14 protein-coding genes are annotated in these 15,601 nt (G+C 62.4%); 9 read left to right on the top strand and 5 right to left on the bottom strand.

The genetic code is table 11. The features are described from left to right. Nucleotides 1-108: 108 nt before the first annotated feature. The 5 genes from secA (at nt 109) to ribA (ending at nt 6,469) form a co-directional block, all read left to right on the top strand. Nucleotides 109-2,850 carry a preprotein translocase subunit SecA gene (secA, locus tag BM254_RS14615; protein ID WP_092005280.1) on the top strand — a complete coding sequence of 914 codons (2,742 nt, stop codon included), beginning with the start codon at nt 109-111 and terminating at the stop codon, nt 2,848-2,850. A 106-nt stretch (nt 2,851-2,956) separates the two neighbouring features. Next, nucleotides 2,957-4,174 (top strand): bifunctional glutamate N-acetyltransferase/amino-acid acetyltransferase ArgJ, encoded by a 1,218-nt coding sequence (gene argJ / locus BM254_RS14610; protein WP_092005277.1) that lies wholly within the window; start codon nt 2,957-2,959, stop codon nt 4,172-4,174. 2 nt (nt 4,175-4,176) lie between these two features. Beyond that, on the top strand, nt 4,177-5,160 hold the full coding sequence (locus tag BM254_RS14605) for a Nudix family hydrolase (protein ID WP_092005274.1): 984 nt from the start codon (nt 4,177-4,179) through the stop codon (nt 5,158-5,160). A 30-nt stretch (nt 5,161-5,190) separates the two neighbouring features. Then, entirely contained in the window at nt 5,191-5,724 is a 534-nt protein-coding gene (gene moaC, locus BM254_RS14600) for a cyclic pyranopterin monophosphate synthase MoaC (protein WP_175497278.1), read from the top strand. Nucleotides 5,725-5,857: 133 nt separating this feature from the next. After that, entirely contained in the window at nt 5,858-6,469 is a 612-nt protein-coding gene (gene ribA / locus BM254_RS14595; RefSeq protein ID WP_092005269.1) for a GTP cyclohydrolase II, read from the top strand. Between the two features lie 73 nt (nt 6,470-6,542). Here ribA and dxs read toward each other — a convergent pair whose 3' ends face one another. From dxs to BM254_RS14575, 4 genes are all read right to left on the bottom strand, one after another. Then, complete coding sequence (gene dxs, locus BM254_RS14590) at nt 6,543-8,474, bottom strand: 1-deoxy-D-xylulose-5-phosphate synthase (protein WP_092005266.1); 1,932 nt, start codon at nt 8,472-8,474, stop codon at nt 6,543-6,545. A gap of 76 nt (nt 8,475-8,550) precedes the next feature. After that, nucleotides 8,551-9,447: a polyprenyl synthetase family protein gene (locus BM254_RS14585; RefSeq protein WP_092005263.1), complete on the bottom strand. Its 897-nt coding sequence runs from the start codon at nt 9,445-9,447 to the stop codon at nt 8,551-8,553. After that, nucleotides 9,447-9,701: an exodeoxyribonuclease VII small subunit gene (locus BM254_RS14580; RefSeq protein ID WP_092005260.1), complete on the bottom strand. Its 255-nt coding sequence runs from the start codon at nt 9,699-9,701 to the stop codon at nt 9,447-9,449. Before BM254_RS14580 ends, BM254_RS14585 begins: the two co-directional genes overlap by 1 nt. Before the next feature lie 53 nt (nt 9,702-9,754). Further along, nucleotides 9,755-10,528: an NRDE family protein gene (locus BM254_RS14575; RefSeq protein WP_092005258.1), complete on the bottom strand. Its 774-nt coding sequence runs from the start codon at nt 10,526-10,528 to the stop codon at nt 9,755-9,757. A gap of 98 nt (nt 10,529-10,626) precedes the next feature. Between BM254_RS14575 and BM254_RS14570 the strand changes: the two genes are divergently transcribed. From BM254_RS14570 to BM254_RS14555, 4 genes are all read left to right on the top strand, one after another. After that, nucleotides 10,627-11,424 (top strand): sulfite exporter TauE/SafE family protein, encoded by a 798-nt coding sequence (locus BM254_RS14570; protein WP_092005255.1) that lies wholly within the window; start codon nt 10,627-10,629, stop codon nt 11,422-11,424. Nucleotides 11,425-11,434: 10 nt separating this feature from the next. Continuing rightward, nucleotides 11,435-12,223 (top strand): prolipoprotein diacylglyceryl transferase, encoded by a 789-nt coding sequence (gene lgt / locus BM254_RS14565; RefSeq protein WP_092005252.1) that lies wholly within the window; start codon nt 11,435-11,437, stop codon nt 12,221-12,223. Next, on the top strand, nt 12,220-13,059 hold the full coding sequence (locus tag BM254_RS14560; RefSeq protein ID WP_092005249.1) for a thymidylate synthase: 840 nt from the start codon (nt 12,220-12,222) through the stop codon (nt 13,057-13,059). The genes lgt and BM254_RS14560 overlap by 4 nt, the downstream gene beginning before the upstream one ends. A gap of 435 nt (nt 13,060-13,494) precedes the next feature. Beyond that, the gene (locus tag BM254_RS14555; protein ID WP_092005246.1) at nt 13,495-14,007 is read left to right on the top strand and encodes a dihydrofolate reductase; all 513 of its coding nucleotides are present in this window, start codon (nt 13,495-13,497) and stop codon (nt 14,005-14,007) included. On the opposite strand, the gene BM254_RS14550 is transcribed toward BM254_RS14555, so the two are convergent. After that, nucleotides 14,004-15,515: a DEAD/DEAH box helicase gene (locus BM254_RS14550; RefSeq protein ID WP_092005243.1), complete on the bottom strand. Its 1,512-nt coding sequence runs from the start codon at nt 15,513-15,515 to the stop codon at nt 14,004-14,006. The two genes, BM254_RS14555 and BM254_RS14550, sit on opposite strands and share 4 nt — an antisense overlap. Nucleotides 15,516-15,601 lie beyond the last annotated feature (86 nt).

Here is a 15,601-nt window from a genome sequence, read left to right as displayed (position 1 = left end):
GGCATTCCGACACTTTCATTCCGGCACTTGTGAGGTGCGCCTTTTGTCCTGTCGGGAAATAAGGTTAGAATGCCGGCTTCCTTCGTTTAATTAAAGAAGCAGTGGTCTATGTTCACAAAGCTTGCAACCAAGATGTTCGGCAGTAAGAATGCCAGAGAAATCAAGAGGATGCGTAAACAAGTTGCGCGCATCAACGAACTTGAAGAGCAGTTTGGCAATTTTTCCGACACCGAGTTGCAGGGCAAGACCGCTGAGTTCCGTCGCCGTGTGGAAGAGGGCGAAAGCCTCGATGCCCTGTTGCCCGAGGCCTTTGCTACGGTTCGCGAAGCCAGCCGTCGGGTCATGGGCATGCGTCACTATGACGTCCAGCTGATTGGTGGTATCACCCTGCACGAAGGCCGGATTGCCGAGATGAAGACCGGTGAGGGTAAGACCCTGGTGGCGACAGCCGCGGTTTACCTCAACTCGCTGTCCGGCAAAGGTGTGCACGTGGTCACGGTGAACGACTACCTGGCCCGCCGGGACGCTGACTGGATGGGCAAACTCTATCGCTTCCTGGGCCTGCAGGTGGGCGTGGTTGTTGCCGGCCAGGCGCCCGATGAGAAGAAAGCGGCCTACCAGGCGGACATCACCTACGGTACCAACAACGAATTCGGTTTCGACTATCTCCGCGACAACATGGCATTCAGCACCGAGGACAAGGTCCAGCGCGGGCTGAACTTCGCCATCGTCGACGAGGTGGACTCCATCCTCATCGACGAAGCCCGGACGCCGCTGATCATCTCCGGCGCCGCCGAGGACAGCTCCAAGCTCTATCAGGCCATCAATGAGCTGGTGCCGAGTCTCGAGGAGGGGGAGGTGTCCGAAGAGGGCGAGCCTTCCGGCGACTTCACCATCGATGAGAAAGCACGCCAGGTGGAGCTGACCGAGGCTGGTCATGAGAAGGTCGAAGAACTGCTGCTCAGTCGCGGCCTGCTGAATGAAGGCGAGAGCCTGTATTCCGCCTCCAACCTGAGCCTGCTGCACCATGTGCACTCGGCCTTGCGCGCCCATCACCTGTTCCAGAAGGATGTTGATTACATCGTCCAGGGTGACCAGGTGGTCATCGTTGACGAGCATACCGGCCGGACCATGCCGGGCCGTCGCTGGAGCGAGGGCCTGCACCAGGCCATCGAGGCGAAGGAAGGCGTCAGGATCCAGGCCGAGAGTCAGACCCTGGCCTCGACCACCTTCCAGAACTACTTCCGTCTGTACGAGAAGCTGGCCGGCATGACCGGTACCGCCGATACCGAAGCCTTCGAATTCCGCCAGATCTACGGCCTGGATGTGGTGGTGATCCCGCCCAACAAGCCGATCCAGCGGATTGACTACAACGACCTGGTGTACCTCACCCAGGAAGAGAAATTCCACGCCATCATCGACGAGATCAAGGACGTCACTGCCGAGGGCCGACCTATTCTCGTGGGTACCGCATCCATCGAGGCCTCCGAGCTGCTGTCGATGCTGCTGAAAAAGGCCCGGATCGACCACAAGATCCTGAACGCCAAGCAGCACGAGTCCGAGGCCATGATCGTGGCCCAGGCCGGTCGCCCGGGCGCGGTCACCATTGCCACCAACATGGCCGGCCGGGGTACCGACATCGTCCTCGGTGGTAACTGGGAATACGAAGTCGCGGCGATGGAGAATCCCACCGAGGAAGCCGTCGCCAAGATGAAGGCCGAGTGGACCGAGCGTCATAACCAGGTGCTGGAGGCCGGTGGCCTGCACATCATCGGTACCGAGCGTCACGAGTCCCGGCGGATCGACAACCAGCTGCGTGGTCGTGCCGGTCGTCAGGGGGATCCGGGGTCATCCCGTTTCTTCCTGTCCCTGGAAGACAACCTGATGCGGATCTTCGCCCCGGACCGGGTGAAGAGCCTGATGCAGGCCATGGGCATGAAGAAGGGCGAGGCCATCGAGCACCGCATGGTCACCAACGCCATCGAGAAGTCCCAGCGCAAGGTGGAAGGCCGCAACTTCGACATGCGGAAGACCCTGCTGGAATACGATGACGTGGCCAACGACCAGCGTACCGTGATCTACGACCAGCGTAACGAGGTCATGTCCTCGGACGATATCTCGGACATGATCAAGACCATCCGCGAGGACGTGGTCAGCGAGCTGATCAACGAGTACATCCCGCCCCAGAGCATGCCGGAACAGTGGGATGTAGCGGGTCTCGAGTCCCAGCTTCAGTCCGAGATGGCCATTGATCTGCCGATCCAGCAGTGGCTTAAGGAAGACAGCAAACTCTACGAGGAAAGCCTGCGCGAGAAGATCCTCAGCGAGATTGTCGCCGCTTACGAGGCGAAGGAAGCCATTGCCGGCTCCGAAGCCATGCGCAAGTTCGAGAAGCAGGTGTTCCTGCAGGTGCTCGATACCCTCTGGAAAGAGCATCTGTCCAACATGGACCATCTGCGCCGGGGTATTCACCTGCGCGGTTATGCCCAGAAGAACCCGAAGCAGGAATACAAGCGCGAGGCGTTCAACCTGTTCGAGGAAATGCTGGAGACCATGAAGCGGGATATTGCCCGCATCCTGAGTCATGTCCGGGTGCAGACTCCCGAGGAAATGGAAGAGGTGGAGCGCCGCCGCAAGGCCGAGCTCGAGAGAGAGCTGGCCCGTGCCCGCATGCGCCATGACGAGACCAGCGCCACCGCACAGAGCCAGGCGGAAGGCGAGGGCGACGGTGAGCGGCAGTCCGCGACGCCGGAAACCTTTGTCCGCCAGGAGCGCAAGGTGGGACGAAACGAGCCCTGCCCCTGCGGGTCCGGCAAGAAGTACAAACAGTGCTGCGGCAAGGTCAGCTGACCCCGGCGCACTGAACCCGGTCAAAGACCCGCAACCTGACAAGCGCAGGCTGCGGGTTTTTGCGTTTTGAAAGTTACTGATTGGATTGAGTGAGAGGAGAGGCAGGATGGCGGTAGGTCCAGGCACCTTACCCGAGTTTTTCCCGGTAGCCGGCGTCAAGTTGGGCATTGCCAGTGCGGGCATCAAGAAGCCCGGCCGGAAGGATGTGGTGGTATTCGAGCTCGCCCCCGGCAGTAGGGTCGCGGGCATCTTTACCCGTAACCAGTTCTGCGCCGCGCCGGTCACCGTAAGCCGGCAACACCTGGCCCGAACCGCGCCACGGTATCTGCTGGTGAACACCGGGAATGCCAATGCCGGTACCGGCGAGCGGGGCATGAAGGATGCCGTCGCCTGTTGCCAGGCGCTGGCGGACAACGCCGGTGTCAGCGCCGACGAGGTTTTACCGTTTTCCACCGGGGTGATCGGCGAGCCGCTGCCGGTAGAAAAGATTGTCGGGGCTTTGCCCGAGGCGCTCGCCAGTACTGCGGAGAATCGCTGGGCCGAGGCGGCCAGCGGGATCATGACCACCGATACCCGGCCCAAGGGGGCCTCCTGCCAGGTGGACCTTGGCGGCCATACCGTGACCATTTCCGGGATCAGCAAGGGTGCCGGCATGATCCGCCCGAATATGGCGACCATGCTCGGTTTCATCGCCACGGACGCCCGGATTGCGCCGGAGGTACTCCAGACCCTGGCTTCGGAACTGGGGGAGAAGTCCTTCAACCGGATTACCATCGATGGCGATACCTCTACCAACGATGCCTGCATGCTGATGGCCTCCGGCCAGTACGGCGGTCCGGAGATTACCGCCGGCAGCCCGGAGCTTGCGACATTACGGGAGGCGTTGCAGCAGGTGTACCTGGATCTGGCTCATGCCATCGTCCGTGACGGCGAGGGCGCCACCAAGTTTGTCACCATCGATGTCAGCGGGGCGGCCAGCCAGCAGGAAGCCCTGGACGTGGCTTACACCGTGGCCCATTCACCACTGGTCAAGACCGCGCTGTTTGCCTCCGACCCGAACTGGGGGCGAATCCTGGCAGCGGTTGGCCGTGCCGGTGTTCCGGACCTGGATCTCAATGCCCTGGAAATCTACCTGGGCGATGTCTGCCTGGTGCGTCAGGGCGGCCGGGCCGAGGATTACTCCGAGGAGCGAGGCCAGGCGGTAATGGACCAGGAGGAAATCACCATCGCCATCGACCTGAAGCGCGGCGATATCCGGGAGACGGTCTGGACCTGTGATTTTTCCCACGACTACGTGACCATCAACGCGGAGTACCGGACCTGAGTATGACCGCAACGCAAAGCCCGGTCCCGGAGATCCATGTGGCGGTCGGTGTCATCGTCCGGGAGGGCCGGGTGCTGATCGCCCGTCGCCCCGACCACGTGCATCAGGGCGGGTTGCTGGAGTTCCCCGGTGGTAAGGTCGAGGCGGGTGAGACGGTCCAGCAGGCCCTGGTCCGGGAAATTGCCGAGGAAACCGGCCTGAGCCTGTCCGAGACGTCCCTGGAGCCGGTCATTGGTATTCGCCACGACTACGGCGACAAGCGGGTGTTCCTGGACGTCTGGCGCACCTCTGAGGCCTCTGGAGAGCCCGAGGGCCGGGAAGGGCAACCGGTGGACTGGCTGGAACCGGAACAGCTCCGGGACCAGGATTTTCCGGTCGCCAACCGCCCGGTGATTCGTGCCCTGCGGCTTCCCGGGGTATTAGCCATTACCGGTGCGATGACCTCTGCCGATGATGGGCTGGCCAGCCTCGAGGGCGGGCTGGGGCAGCTGGAAGCCTCCGGGGCCACCTGTGTGGTGCTGCGCGCTCCCGAGCTGTCGCCGGAGGACTACGTCCGCTTCGCCAGCAAAGCGGTGGCCTTATGCACAGGGCAGGGACTGACGCCGATCCTGCATGGCAGCCCGGAAATATTTGATGCAGTGCCGGGTGCCGGCGGTCTGCACCTGCCCTGGAGCGAGGCGCAGGCCCTGGCCAGCCGTCCGGTTCCCGAGTCGGTGTGGCTGGGCGTATCCTGCCACGATGCAGATCAGCTCGCCCATGCCGCAGCCCTGGGGGCCGATTACGCCACCCTGGGCCCGGTGCAACCGACCAGGAGTCATCCGGGGTGTCCGGCCATGGGCTGGGAGCAATTCGAAGCCCTGGTGGCGCAAGCGGTCATTCCCGTGTATGCCCTGGGTGGGGTTGGTCCGGGGGAAGCAGTTGCGGCGCGCCGGCTGGGTGGCCAGGGCGTTGCCGGCATCCGCTTCTGGTGGCGGTCGGACCGGTAGATATCAAGGCTGGCTTCCGCTGTGTCTGGTATGCTGGCGAGATCTGATCAATCCATTTCCAATCATGTTTCTGGAGAAACCGTGAGCAAGCTGACCCACCTGGACGAGAAGGGCGAAGCCCGCATGGTCGATGTCACCGATAAGGACGTGACCGAACGGGAAGCCCGCGCCGAAGCCACCATCCGCATGGCGCCGGAAACCCTGAAAATGATCATCGAGGGCGAGCATCCCAAGGGCGATGTGCTGGCCGTGGCCCGGATTGCGGGCATCATGGCAGCCAAGAAAACCCATGAGCTGATTCCCCTTTGTCACAGTCTGAACCTGACCTCGGTGAAGGTTGAGCTGAATCCGGGCGAGGATGACGCCTCGGTACATATCCTGACCCGCTGCAAGCTCTCGGGCCAGACCGGGGTCGAAATGGAGGCCCTGACCGCTGCCAGCGTGGCGGCGCTCACGCTGTATGACATGTGCAAGGCGGTGGATCGGGGCATGGTCGTGGACAACGTGCGCTTGCTCGAGAAGAAGGGCGGGCGCAGCGGCCACTGGGTTGCCGGGCAGGCCTGATCCGGCCCGCGGCAGGGAGCGTACTATCCGGTAACGATTCACCACCGGAGAGTCCACTGTGCCAAGACTACGCCAAGCCGGCGGCCACGTGATAGAATGCGCGCCCCGATTGATTGAACCACGAGGAAACACTGTGGCTGTTCGTTACATCCAGACCTGCCGGTTGCCAACCCCGTTCGGGGTGTTTGACATGCACGGTTTCGAAGAGCCGGATACCGGAAAGGAGCACATCGCCCTGACCCTGGGGGACCTGGATAGTGATGAGCCGATGCTGGCCCGGACCCACTCTGAATGCCTGACAGGCGATGCCCTGTACAGCATGCGCTGTGATTGTGGCTATCAGCTTGAGGAAGCCTTGCGCAGCATTGCCCGCGAAGGGCGGGGTATCCTTATGTACCTCCGCCAGGAGGGCCGGGGGATTGGTCTGCTGAACAAGATCCGCGCCTATCATCTGCAGGACCAGGGTGCCGATACGGTCGAGGCCAACGAGCAGCTCGGTTTTGCCGCAGATTTGCGGGATTACAGCATGTGCAAGGATATGCTGGAACACCTGGGGATCAATAGCCTGCGATTGATGACGAACAACCCGCGCAAGGTCAAGGCGCTGGAGTCCTATGGCATCGAAATTGCCGAGCGGGTACCGTTGCACGTGGGGCGCAATCCGCACAACGAGAACTACCTCAACACCAAGCAGAGCAAACTGGGACACTGGCTGGAAACGCACCAGGACGACGATCCCCAGTAATCGGCCTCCCCGCACTGAATCATACGAAAAAGCCCGCGTCTCCGAACGCGGGCTTTTTCGTTGGGATCAGCGGTTACTTGACTGCTTTGAGACTGGAGCGCTGGAGCCGTTCCAGGCGTTCGGCAATGGCCGAGCGGATGCCCTCGGCGTCCAGGCCGCAGTCGCTCAACAGTTCTCCGTGCTTGCCGTGGTCGATAAAGGTATCCGGCAGCCCGAGCTGAAGCACCGGCTGGGAGACTTCGCGGTGGTTCAGGAATTCGGTGACCGCGCTGCCGGCGCCGCCGGCCACCACATTCTCTTCCAGGGTCACCAGCAGGTCATGCTGCTCGGCCAGTTCCAGTACCAGCTCCTCGTCCAGTGGTTTGACGAAGCGCATGTCGGCAACGGTGGCGCCCAGTGCCTCGGCCGCCTCCAGCGCGGGTGCGAGCAGGGTACCGAAGTTCAGGATGGCAACGCCGCTGCCTTCCCGGATTCGGCGGCCCTTGCCCAGCTCCAGCGGTTTCAGCTCGGGCTCGATCTTCGCGCCCGGCCCGGTACCGCGGGGGTAGCGAACCGCCGCCGGACCGTTGAACAGCATGCCGGTCTGCAGCATCTGCCGGGTCTCGTTCTCGTCGGACGGAGTCATCACCACCATGTTGGGGATGCAGCGCAGGTAGCTGATATCGAACGCACCGGCGTGGGTCGGACCGTCTTCGCCCACCAGACCGGCCCGGTCGATGGCAAAGAGCACATCCAGGTTCTGGATGGCCACGTCATGGATCAGCTGATCATAGCCCCTTTGCAGGAAGGTGGAGTAGATCGCCACCACCGGTTTGGCGCCGTCGCAGGCCAGGCCGGCCGCCAGGGTCACGGAGTGCTGCTCGGCAATGGCAACGTCGAAATACCGATCCGGGAAGCGCTGGGAGAAGGCCAGCAGATCCGAGCCCTCACACATGGCCGGTGTGATGCCCACCACCCGTTCGTCCTGCTCGGCGGCATCGCACAGCCACTGGCCGAAGACATTGGCGTACTTCGGTTTGGCCGGCTTGGGGGTAACCGGTTCCGGCTTACTCGGTGGCACCGGCTCGATCTTGTTGATGGCATGGTAGCCGATCGGGTCGGCCTCCGCCGGGGCAAAGCCCTTGCCCTTGGTGGTCACCACGTGCAGGAATTGCGGGCCGTCCAGCTCGCGGATGTTCTCCAGGGTCTCCACCAGCAGCGGCAGGTCATGGCCATCGATAGGGCCGATGTAATTGAACCCGAGTTCCTCGAACAGGGTGCCCGGGGCAATCATGCCCTTGAAGTGTTCCTCGGTCTTCTTGGCCAGGGCCATCAGATGCGGCGCACCCTGCAACACCTTCTTGCTACTGTCCCGGACCTGGTTGTAGGTGCGGCTGGACAGCAGTTTGGCGAAATAGTTGGACAGGCCTCCCACGTTCCGTGAGATCGACATGTCGTTGTCGTTCAGGATGACCAGCATGTTGGCATGCAGGTGGCCGGCATGGTTCAGGGCCTCGAAGGCCATGCCCGCGGTCATGGCGCCATCGCCGATGACGGCAATGCTCTTGCGGCCGGTGTTCTGCATGCGGGCGGCGATAGCCATGCCCAAAGCGGCACTGATGGAGGTACTGGAGTGGCCCACTCCGAAGGTGTCGTACTCGCTTTCGGCCCGTTTCGGGAATCCGGCCAGACCGCCCTTGCGGCGAATGCTGCCCATCTGTTCCCGGCGGCCGGTGAGGATCTTGTGGGGATAGGCCTGATGGCCCACGTCCCAGACCAGGCGGTCCTCCGGGGTGTTGAACACATAGTGGAGGGCGACAGTCAGCTCCAGTACGCCCAGCCCGGCACCAAAATGCCCGCCGGTCTGGCCGACGGACCACAGCAGGAACGCCCGCAGTTCCCGGGCCAGCTGGGTCAGCTGTTCAGCCGGCAGCTCACGGAGCTGGGCCGGTACATCAATCCGGTCCAGCAGCGGGGTGTTGGGCCGCTGTGACGGGATTTCCTTGAAAGTGTAAGTATCCTGCATCTGCTCGGGTCTTTTGGGATGATCCAGTGTTTTCAAAATAAGTTACGACAAGTGTGCGCCTTTGGGGCAGGGTGGTTCAATGGGTTCGTGCCACCACGTAATCCGCCATCGCCCGCAGAGGGTCGGCTTCGGGGCCGAACCGTTCGAGACTCGCCTTGGCGGTCTGCAGCAGTTCTGCCAGGTGCTGCCGGGCACCGTCCAGGCCCAGCAGGGCCGGGTAGGTGGGCTTGGAGCGGGCGACATCCGATCCCTGGGGTTTGCCGATCACGTCGGTGCTGCCCTCGATATCCAAAAGGTCATCCTGCACCTGGAAGGCCAGCCCCAGCACCCGGGCGTAGGTCGTTAGTGCGTCCAGCTCACTGGAATCCACCTGCTCCGCGCTCAGGGCACCCATGCGGACACTGGCCTCGATCAGGGCGCCGGTCTTGTGCCGGTGCATGGTTTCCAGCTGGGTCAGGGTCAGGGTCTTGCCCACCGATTCCAGGTCAATGGCCTGGCCGCCTACCATGCCCTGGTGGCCGGCGGCCCTGGCCAGTTCCTGAACCATGGCGAGGCGCGACTCGGTGTCCAGTCCCGAACCGTTGGCCAGCAGCCCGAATGCCAGCGCCTGCAGCGCATCGCCCGCCAGAATGGCGGTAGCCTCGTCGAAGGCAATGTGGGTGGTGGGCCGGCCCCGGCGCAGCTCATCGTCATCCATCGCCGGCAGGTCATCGTGGATCAGCGAATAGGCATGGATCAGCTCCACGGCACAGGCGGGGGCGAGGGCGCTGTTGCTGGCCTGGCCCATGGCCCGCGCTGCCGCAAGGCACAGGGCGGGACGGATCCGCTTGCCGCCGCCCAGTACGCTGTAGCGCATGGCGTCCTGAAGGCGATCTGAGGCCGCGCTCTGATCAATGCAGCGGTCCAGTTCGGCGTCGACAAGGGTGCGGCAGGACTCCAGAAAATCCACTGCCGCCTTGGTCTGTTCGGTCATCAGTCGGCGTCATCCGGCGAGAAAGGGCGGGTTTCGAGGGTGCCATCGCTGTTCTGCACCAGCTGCTCGACCCGCTGCTCGGCACTCTTCAATGCCTGCTGGCATTCCCGGGTCAGCTTCACGCCCCGCTCGAACGCGGTCAGGGACTGTTCCAGCGACAGTTCGCCCTGCTCCAGGTCGCGAACCAGCTTTTCCAGCTCATCCAGTGACTTTTCAAAGTCGGCTATGGATGTGGTGTCTTTTTCACCGGCCATCGGGCCCTCCGGTCGGGTGACAGAATTTCGCGGATTATATCAGAGCCGGCGGGCTATCGCTGCCAGTCGAAGTGACGGCAATCGCCTTTTGAGGCCAAAGGCCCCCAGCTGTGTTCGGTAACCCGGACCTGGCCATCGTTGGTGACCGTCACAATCGTGGTGGCCCGGGTGCCATAGTCCTCGCCGACAATGAACGGAGACGACAGGAAGCGCTCCGTTGCCAGACCCACGCCGGTGTCCGGCAGCAGGTGGTCAGGAGCCGGTGTCGAATCCTGGAGCAGAGTGATCAGCCGCTCATGCAGGCCGTCGGCGTCAGCACCCGCCATCGAGACCGTCTCGCCTACGGACTCCCGCAGCCGGAGCAGTTTCGGCCATGGGGTTTGCAGCAAGTGATTACTGAGGCCATACACACCCCGGTGCACACCTCGGCCCGGATGGGCGTCACGATTGCTGTAATACCAACCGCCATCGGTTCCGAGTCGGATCAGGTTAAAGCCGGCATAACGATCCGGATCGTCGGTGAGATCACCGAACAGCTCTGCCCTTGGCTCCTCCAAGGCCCGCAACGGCAACTCTCCACGAGTGGTACGGCCGGCCTCGGGGGAGCCCTCCCGGACATTGGTCACGGCGCTGATGCGGCCATCCTCTGTGACCGCCAGCCAGGTACCGCCGGACTGGAGATCACGGCCGGCCAGTACCCGCTGGCCCGAGTCGGTGGCCCACCAGTCCATGGCTGCAGTGGGGCGACGGAAAAACTCGTCCCGGTTGGCGGCGACCACCAGCGGAAAATGGCGATTCTGGCCAAGGGCAAAGGCAATGAGGCACATGGTTGGTAATCAGTCTCCGGAAGGTGAATGGCGAGCCGTGAACTTGTCCCGTGCGGTGTGTATCATACCAGCCTTGTTTCTCATGGGCGTGAGCAGCTATGACCCTGGTAACCGTATTTGCATCGTATCTGGCACTGGGCGCACTGGCAGGGACCATGGCGGGCCTGTTCGGCATCGGTGGTGGCCTTGTCATTGTGCCGGTACTCATCTTCAGCTTCGAGATCCAGGGCATCAGCCCGGAAATCAGCGCTCACCTGGCGGTAGGGACCTCCCTGGCCACCATCGTGTTCACCTCACTGTCCTCCATCCGTTCCCATCACAAGCACCGGGCCGTGCGCTGGGACATTTTCCGGCCCATGACCGTGGGGATAGTTGGCGGAGCGGTACTGGGCGCCTGGACCGCGGCCTTCATGAGTGGCGATCTGCTGCAACTGGTGATTGGCGTGTTCGTGATGCTGGTAGCGATCAAAATGATACTGGAGGTCAACCCCAAGCCCGGTCGTGATGTTCCCGGCGATGCGGGTCTGGGAGTTGCCGGTGGCATCATCGGTTGGGCCTCGGCCATTTTCGGCATCGGCGGCGGCACGCTCACCGTGCCTTATCTCAGCTGGTGTAATGTCCGTATGCAGAACACCGTGGCCACCTCCGCGGCTATTGGTCTGCCAATCGCGCTGGCCGGTGCCATTGGCAACATCTGGACGGGCTGGGGCCATGCCGAGCTTCCGGAATTCAGTCTGGGCTTCATCTACCTGCCGGCACTGATCGGGATCATCCTGACCAGTGTTTTCTTCGCCAGAATTGGTGCCAACCTGGCCCACAAGCTGAACGCCAAGGTTCTGAAACGTATTTTTGCGATGATGCTCCTGGTAGTGGGGCTCCGTTTTCTTCTGAGCTGAGAGGTAACCGATGCTGCAGCATCCCCAGTTTGACCCGGTGGCCATTTCCCTGGGCCCCGTCAAGATTCACTGGTACGGCCTGACCTACCTGGTCGGCTTTGTCGCCGGCTGGTGGCTCGGCCGTCTGCGAGCCCGCAAGCCCTGGTCGCCGGTCACCGAAGAGCAGATGGGCGATCTCCTGTTCTACCTGGCCCTGGGCGTCATCCTTGGCGGCCGTTTCGGTTATGTGCTGTTCTACAACTTCGACACCTTCCTGGCCGACCCGCTGTGGCTCCTGCGAGTCTGGGAAGGGGGCATGTCCTTCCACGGCGGCCTGCTGGGCGTGATGTTTGCCATGTGGTGGTACGGCCGCAAACTCGGCTCCGGGTTCTGGCGTCTGGCCGACTTTGTCGCACCGCTGGTGCCGGTGGGCCTGGGTGCCGGACGGATCGGCAACTTCATCAACGGCGAGCTCTGGGGCAAACCCACTGACGTGCCCTGGGGCATGGTCTTCCCCCACGCCCCGGACAGCCTGGCCCGACACCCGTCCCAGCTGTACCAGTTTGCCCTGGAAGGCGTGGCCCTGTTCGCCATCCTGTGGTGGTTCTCCGCCAAACCCCGCCCGCGCATGGCGGTCTCCGGTCTGTTCCTGGTGTGCTACGGCCTGTTCCGTTTCCTGGTGGAGTTCGTACGCCAGCCGGATCCGCAACTGGGCTACCTGGCCTTTGACTGGCTCACCATGGGGCAGGTGCTGTCCACTCCCATGATCCTCGCCGGCGCCGCCCTGATGTTCATCGCTTACCGGAGAAATGCCGAATGAAAGCCTACCTCGACCTGATGCAAGATGTCGTCGACAACGGATTCGACAAGGGTGACCGTACCGGCGTCGGCACCCGCTCGGTATTCGGACGCCAGCTGCGGTTCAACCTGCAGGAAGGCTTCCCGCTGGTGACCACCAAGAAAGTTCACCTGCGCAGCATCATCTACGAATTACTCTGGTTCCTGCGCGGTTCCACCGACAACAACTGGCTGAAAGAACGCAAGGTCTCCATCTGGAACGAATGGGCCCTGGAAGACGGCGACCTCGGCCCTATCTACGGCAAACAGTGGCGCAGCTGGCAATGCCCGGACGGCCGGGTGGTGGACCAGATCAGCGAAGTCATCAACCAGATCCGCAACAAGCCCAACTCCCGGCGCCTGATCGTCTCCGCCTGGAACCCGGCGGAACTTCCGGACGAATCCATCAGCCCCCAGGACAACGTCCGCGAGGGCCGCATGGCGCTGGCCCCGTGCCACTGCCTGTTCCAGTTCTACGTGGCCGACGGCAAGCTCTCCTGCCAGCTGTACCAGCGCAGTGCGGACCTGTTCCTGGGCGTGCCGTTCAATATCGCCTCCTATGCGCTGCTGACCCATATGATTGCCCAGCAGTGTGATCTGGATGTGGGTGAGTTCGTGCATACGTTTGGTGACTGCCACCTGTATCAGAACCACCTGACCGACGACATCGTATTCGAGCAGCTGAAGCGGGAGCCTCGTTCTTTGCCCAGGCTGGTCATTAAGCGTAAGCCTTCAAGTATCTTCGAATATGAACTTGAGGACTTCGAGTTTGAGGGGTATGAGCCTTATCCGGTGATCAAGGCGCCTATTGCGATTTGACCGGTAGTTTCGGATCGCGGTCCGGTTGGTTTGGGGGAGGCATTGCAGCGGGTGGGGCTTTCCGAAAAACGCTGTGAATACGTCCGTGTACGCTTGGCTCCGCCATCCATGGCTCCGCACATTTTCGGAAAGCCCCACCCGCTGCAATGCGTTCAAGCCAAAGCGATCGAAGATCAGTAGCGGGAATCCCATTCACCAAAAAGCATACTGCCCTGAATTTATCGACGGATCGGGATCTAGTTCAGGATAAGCTGACTGACTGCTCGGATCGCCATCGGGCGGGGATGCCTCTCCAAAAATGTGCGGAGCCATGGATGGCGGAGCCCAAGCCGCGCAAGGATGCCTTGAGGCGTTTTTTGGAGAGGCATCCCCGCCCGATGGCAGCCCCAAGGCCGAGAGCTCCGGAACCAGAACTCCCAAACTTGAGGACAAGAAATGAGAAAAGCTTTGATAGTGGCCATGTCCCAAAACCGGGTCATCGGCCGGAACAACAAGCTGCCGTGGTATCTCCCGGGGGACCTGCGTTACTTCAAGCAGGCAACCATGGGTAAACCCATCATCATGGGGCGGAAAACCTGGGATTCCATCGGCCGGCCGCTGCCGGGACGGATGAACGTGGTTATTTCCCGGAACGACAGCTGGGAAGCGCCGGCGGGCACTGTGGCGGCGAAGTCACTGCAGGAGGCATTGGTCAAAGCCGAAGCCCAGGCTGAGCTGGAAGGCGGTGATGAGGTAATGATTATCGGTGGCGGCCAGATTTACGCCGAAGCGCTGCCGCTGGTGGATCGAATGTACATCACCCAGGTGCACGCGGAAGTGGAGGGGGATGCATTCTTTCCGGAAGTGAACTGGGATGAGTGGAAAGAAATCGGACGGGAGGATTTCTCCGCGTCCGACAACAATCCCTACGACTACAGCTTCGTGGTATACCAGCGCCGCGCCGATTAACGGGCGGGGCGCTTGCTCGGCGGCTTGCCGCCCTTGCCGGCGGGCTTGCCCTTCGGGCCGCCTTTGCGGTGGCCGGGCTTACCGTCCTTCTTGAAGCCCTTGCCAGGGCCCTTGCGGAAATTCTTCTTGCCGGGAGGCGGTCCCTTGCGGTCACGGCGGGGCGCTGCGGAAATCTCCGGCAGGGCTTCCGGCGCTTCCAGGGGCAGGGCGCCGGGCTGGGCCATTTCCATCCAGCACGCCATGGCACCGGCGACCATCGCCATATCCAGGTCATTGCGCTCGGCAATCTCATCCAGCAGTGCCATCGCCTTGGACAGTTTGCCGTCCTCGGCGAACGCCAGCAGCTGGGTCTCGAACTGCTCCACCCGCATCTTCTGCAGATCGGTAGGCGAGGGCAGCTGATAGGACTCCATCGGCGAATTGGTTGCCCGCTCCAGGGTACGCAGCCAGCTGCGCTCACGCGGAGTTACCAGCAGGATGGCCTTGCCGGTGCGGCCGGCACGACCGGTACGGCCGACGCGGTGGATATACGCCTCGGTGTCGTAAGGTACGTCATAGTTGATGACGTGGGTGATCCGGGGCACATCGAGGCCGCGGGCAGCGACGTCGGTGGCAATGATGATGTCCTTCTTGCCCCGCTTCAGGTCTTCAACCGTCTGCTCACGCTGACGCTGGTTCAGGTCACCGCTCAGGGGAGCCACGGCGTGGCCACGGGCTGAGAGCTTCTCGGCCAGCATCGTGGTTTCGGCCTTGGTGCGCACGAAGATGATCGAAGCGTCGAAAGGCTCCACCTCCAGGATGCGGGTCAGGGCGTCGAGCTTGCGCTCGGCGTAGACCGGCAGCACGAACTGGGAGATACGCTCGACAGTGCGGGTCTCGCTCTCGATCCGCACTTCGGTGGCGTCTTTCAGATAAGTCTGGGCCACCTTCTTGATCTGCGGCGGCATGGTGGCCGAGAACAGGGCGCGCTGGCAGGTGTCCGGCGTCTTCGCCAGGATGGCCTCAACGTCGTCAATGAAGCCCATGCGCAGCATCTCGTCGGCTTCATCCAGGACCAGGGCCTTGAGGCTGTCCAGCTTCAGGGTGCCCTTGCGCAGATGATCCAGCATGCGGCCAGGGGTGCCGACAATAACCTGGGCACCGCGACGCAGGCCGCGGATCTGGGGGCCGAAATCCTGGCCACCATAGATCGGCAGTACGTGGAAGTTGCGGAACTTGCTGGCATAGGTGGTGAACGCCTCGGCGACCTGGATGGCCAGTTCCCGGGTCGGGGCCAGCACCAGGATCTGCGGCTCGGCGATGCTGGCGTCGATACGACTCAGCAGCGGCAGCGCGAACGCAGCGGTCTTGCCGGTACCGGTCTGGGCGACACCCAGCAGGTGGTGGCCGGCCAGCAGTGCCGGGATGGATTTTGCCTGGATCGGCGAGGGTGTTTCATAGCCAACGGCGTTGACAGCTTCAAGTACGGCTGCATCCAGCCCCAGTTCGGCAAAGGACATTTCTGACATTGATTTACTCGGAATTCGGAGGGAGGGCATTGCCGGGCAATGCGTGATTTACCGGCATTATAGTCGGTTTGCACGCTGTTTGATAC

This window comes from Marinobacter pelagius (assembly GCF_900114925.1).
Taxonomy (GTDB): Bacteria; Pseudomonadota; Gammaproteobacteria; order Pseudomonadales; family Oleiphilaceae; genus Marinobacter; species Marinobacter pelagius.
The sequence above is the reverse complement of the archived record's forward strand: the minus strand, read 5'-3'. Positions and strand labels throughout refer to the sequence as shown.

Coding starts and splice junctions, on each gene's coding strand:
- secA (WP_092005280.1), top strand. CDS start 109: ATGTTCACAAAGCTTGCAACCAAGATGTTCGGCAGTAAGAATGCCAGA.
- argJ (WP_092005277.1), top strand. CDS start 2,957: ATGGCGGTAGGTCCAGGCACCTTACCCGAGTTTTTCCCGGTAGCCGGC.
- BM254_RS14605 (WP_092005274.1), top strand. CDS start 4,177: ATGACCGCAACGCAAAGCCCGGTCCCGGAGATCCATGTGGCGGTCGGT.
- moaC (WP_175497278.1), top strand. CDS start 5,191: ATGCTGGCGAGATCTGATCAATCCATTTCCAATCATGTTTCTGGAGAA.
- dxs (WP_092005266.1), bottom strand. CDS start 8,474: ATGCAGGATACTTACACTTTCAAGGAAATCCCGTCACAGCGGCCCAAC.
- BM254_RS14585 (WP_092005263.1), bottom strand. CDS start 9,447: ATGACCGAACAGACCAAGGCGGCAGTGGATTTTCTGGAGTCCTGCCGC.
- BM254_RS14580 (WP_092005260.1), bottom strand. CDS start 9,701: ATGGCCGGTGAAAAAGACACCACATCCATAGCCGACTTTGAAAAGTCA.
- BM254_RS14575 (WP_092005258.1), bottom strand. CDS start 10,528: ATGTGCCTCATTGCCTTTGCCCTTGGCCAGAATCGCCATTTTCCGCTG.
- BM254_RS14570 (WP_092005255.1), top strand. CDS start 10,627: ATGACCCTGGTAACCGTATTTGCATCGTATCTGGCACTGGGCGCACTG.
- lgt (WP_092005252.1), top strand. CDS start 11,435: ATGCTGCAGCATCCCCAGTTTGACCCGGTGGCCATTTCCCTGGGCCCC.
- BM254_RS14560 (WP_092005249.1), top strand. CDS start 12,220: ATGAAAGCCTACCTCGACCTGATGCAAGATGTCGTCGACAACGGATTC.
- BM254_RS14555 (WP_092005246.1), top strand. CDS start 13,495: ATGAGAAAAGCTTTGATAGTGGCCATGTCCCAAAACCGGGTCATCGGC.
- BM254_RS14550 (WP_092005243.1), bottom strand. CDS start 15,515: ATGTCAGAAATGTCCTTTGCCGAACTGGGGCTGGATGCAGCCGTACTT.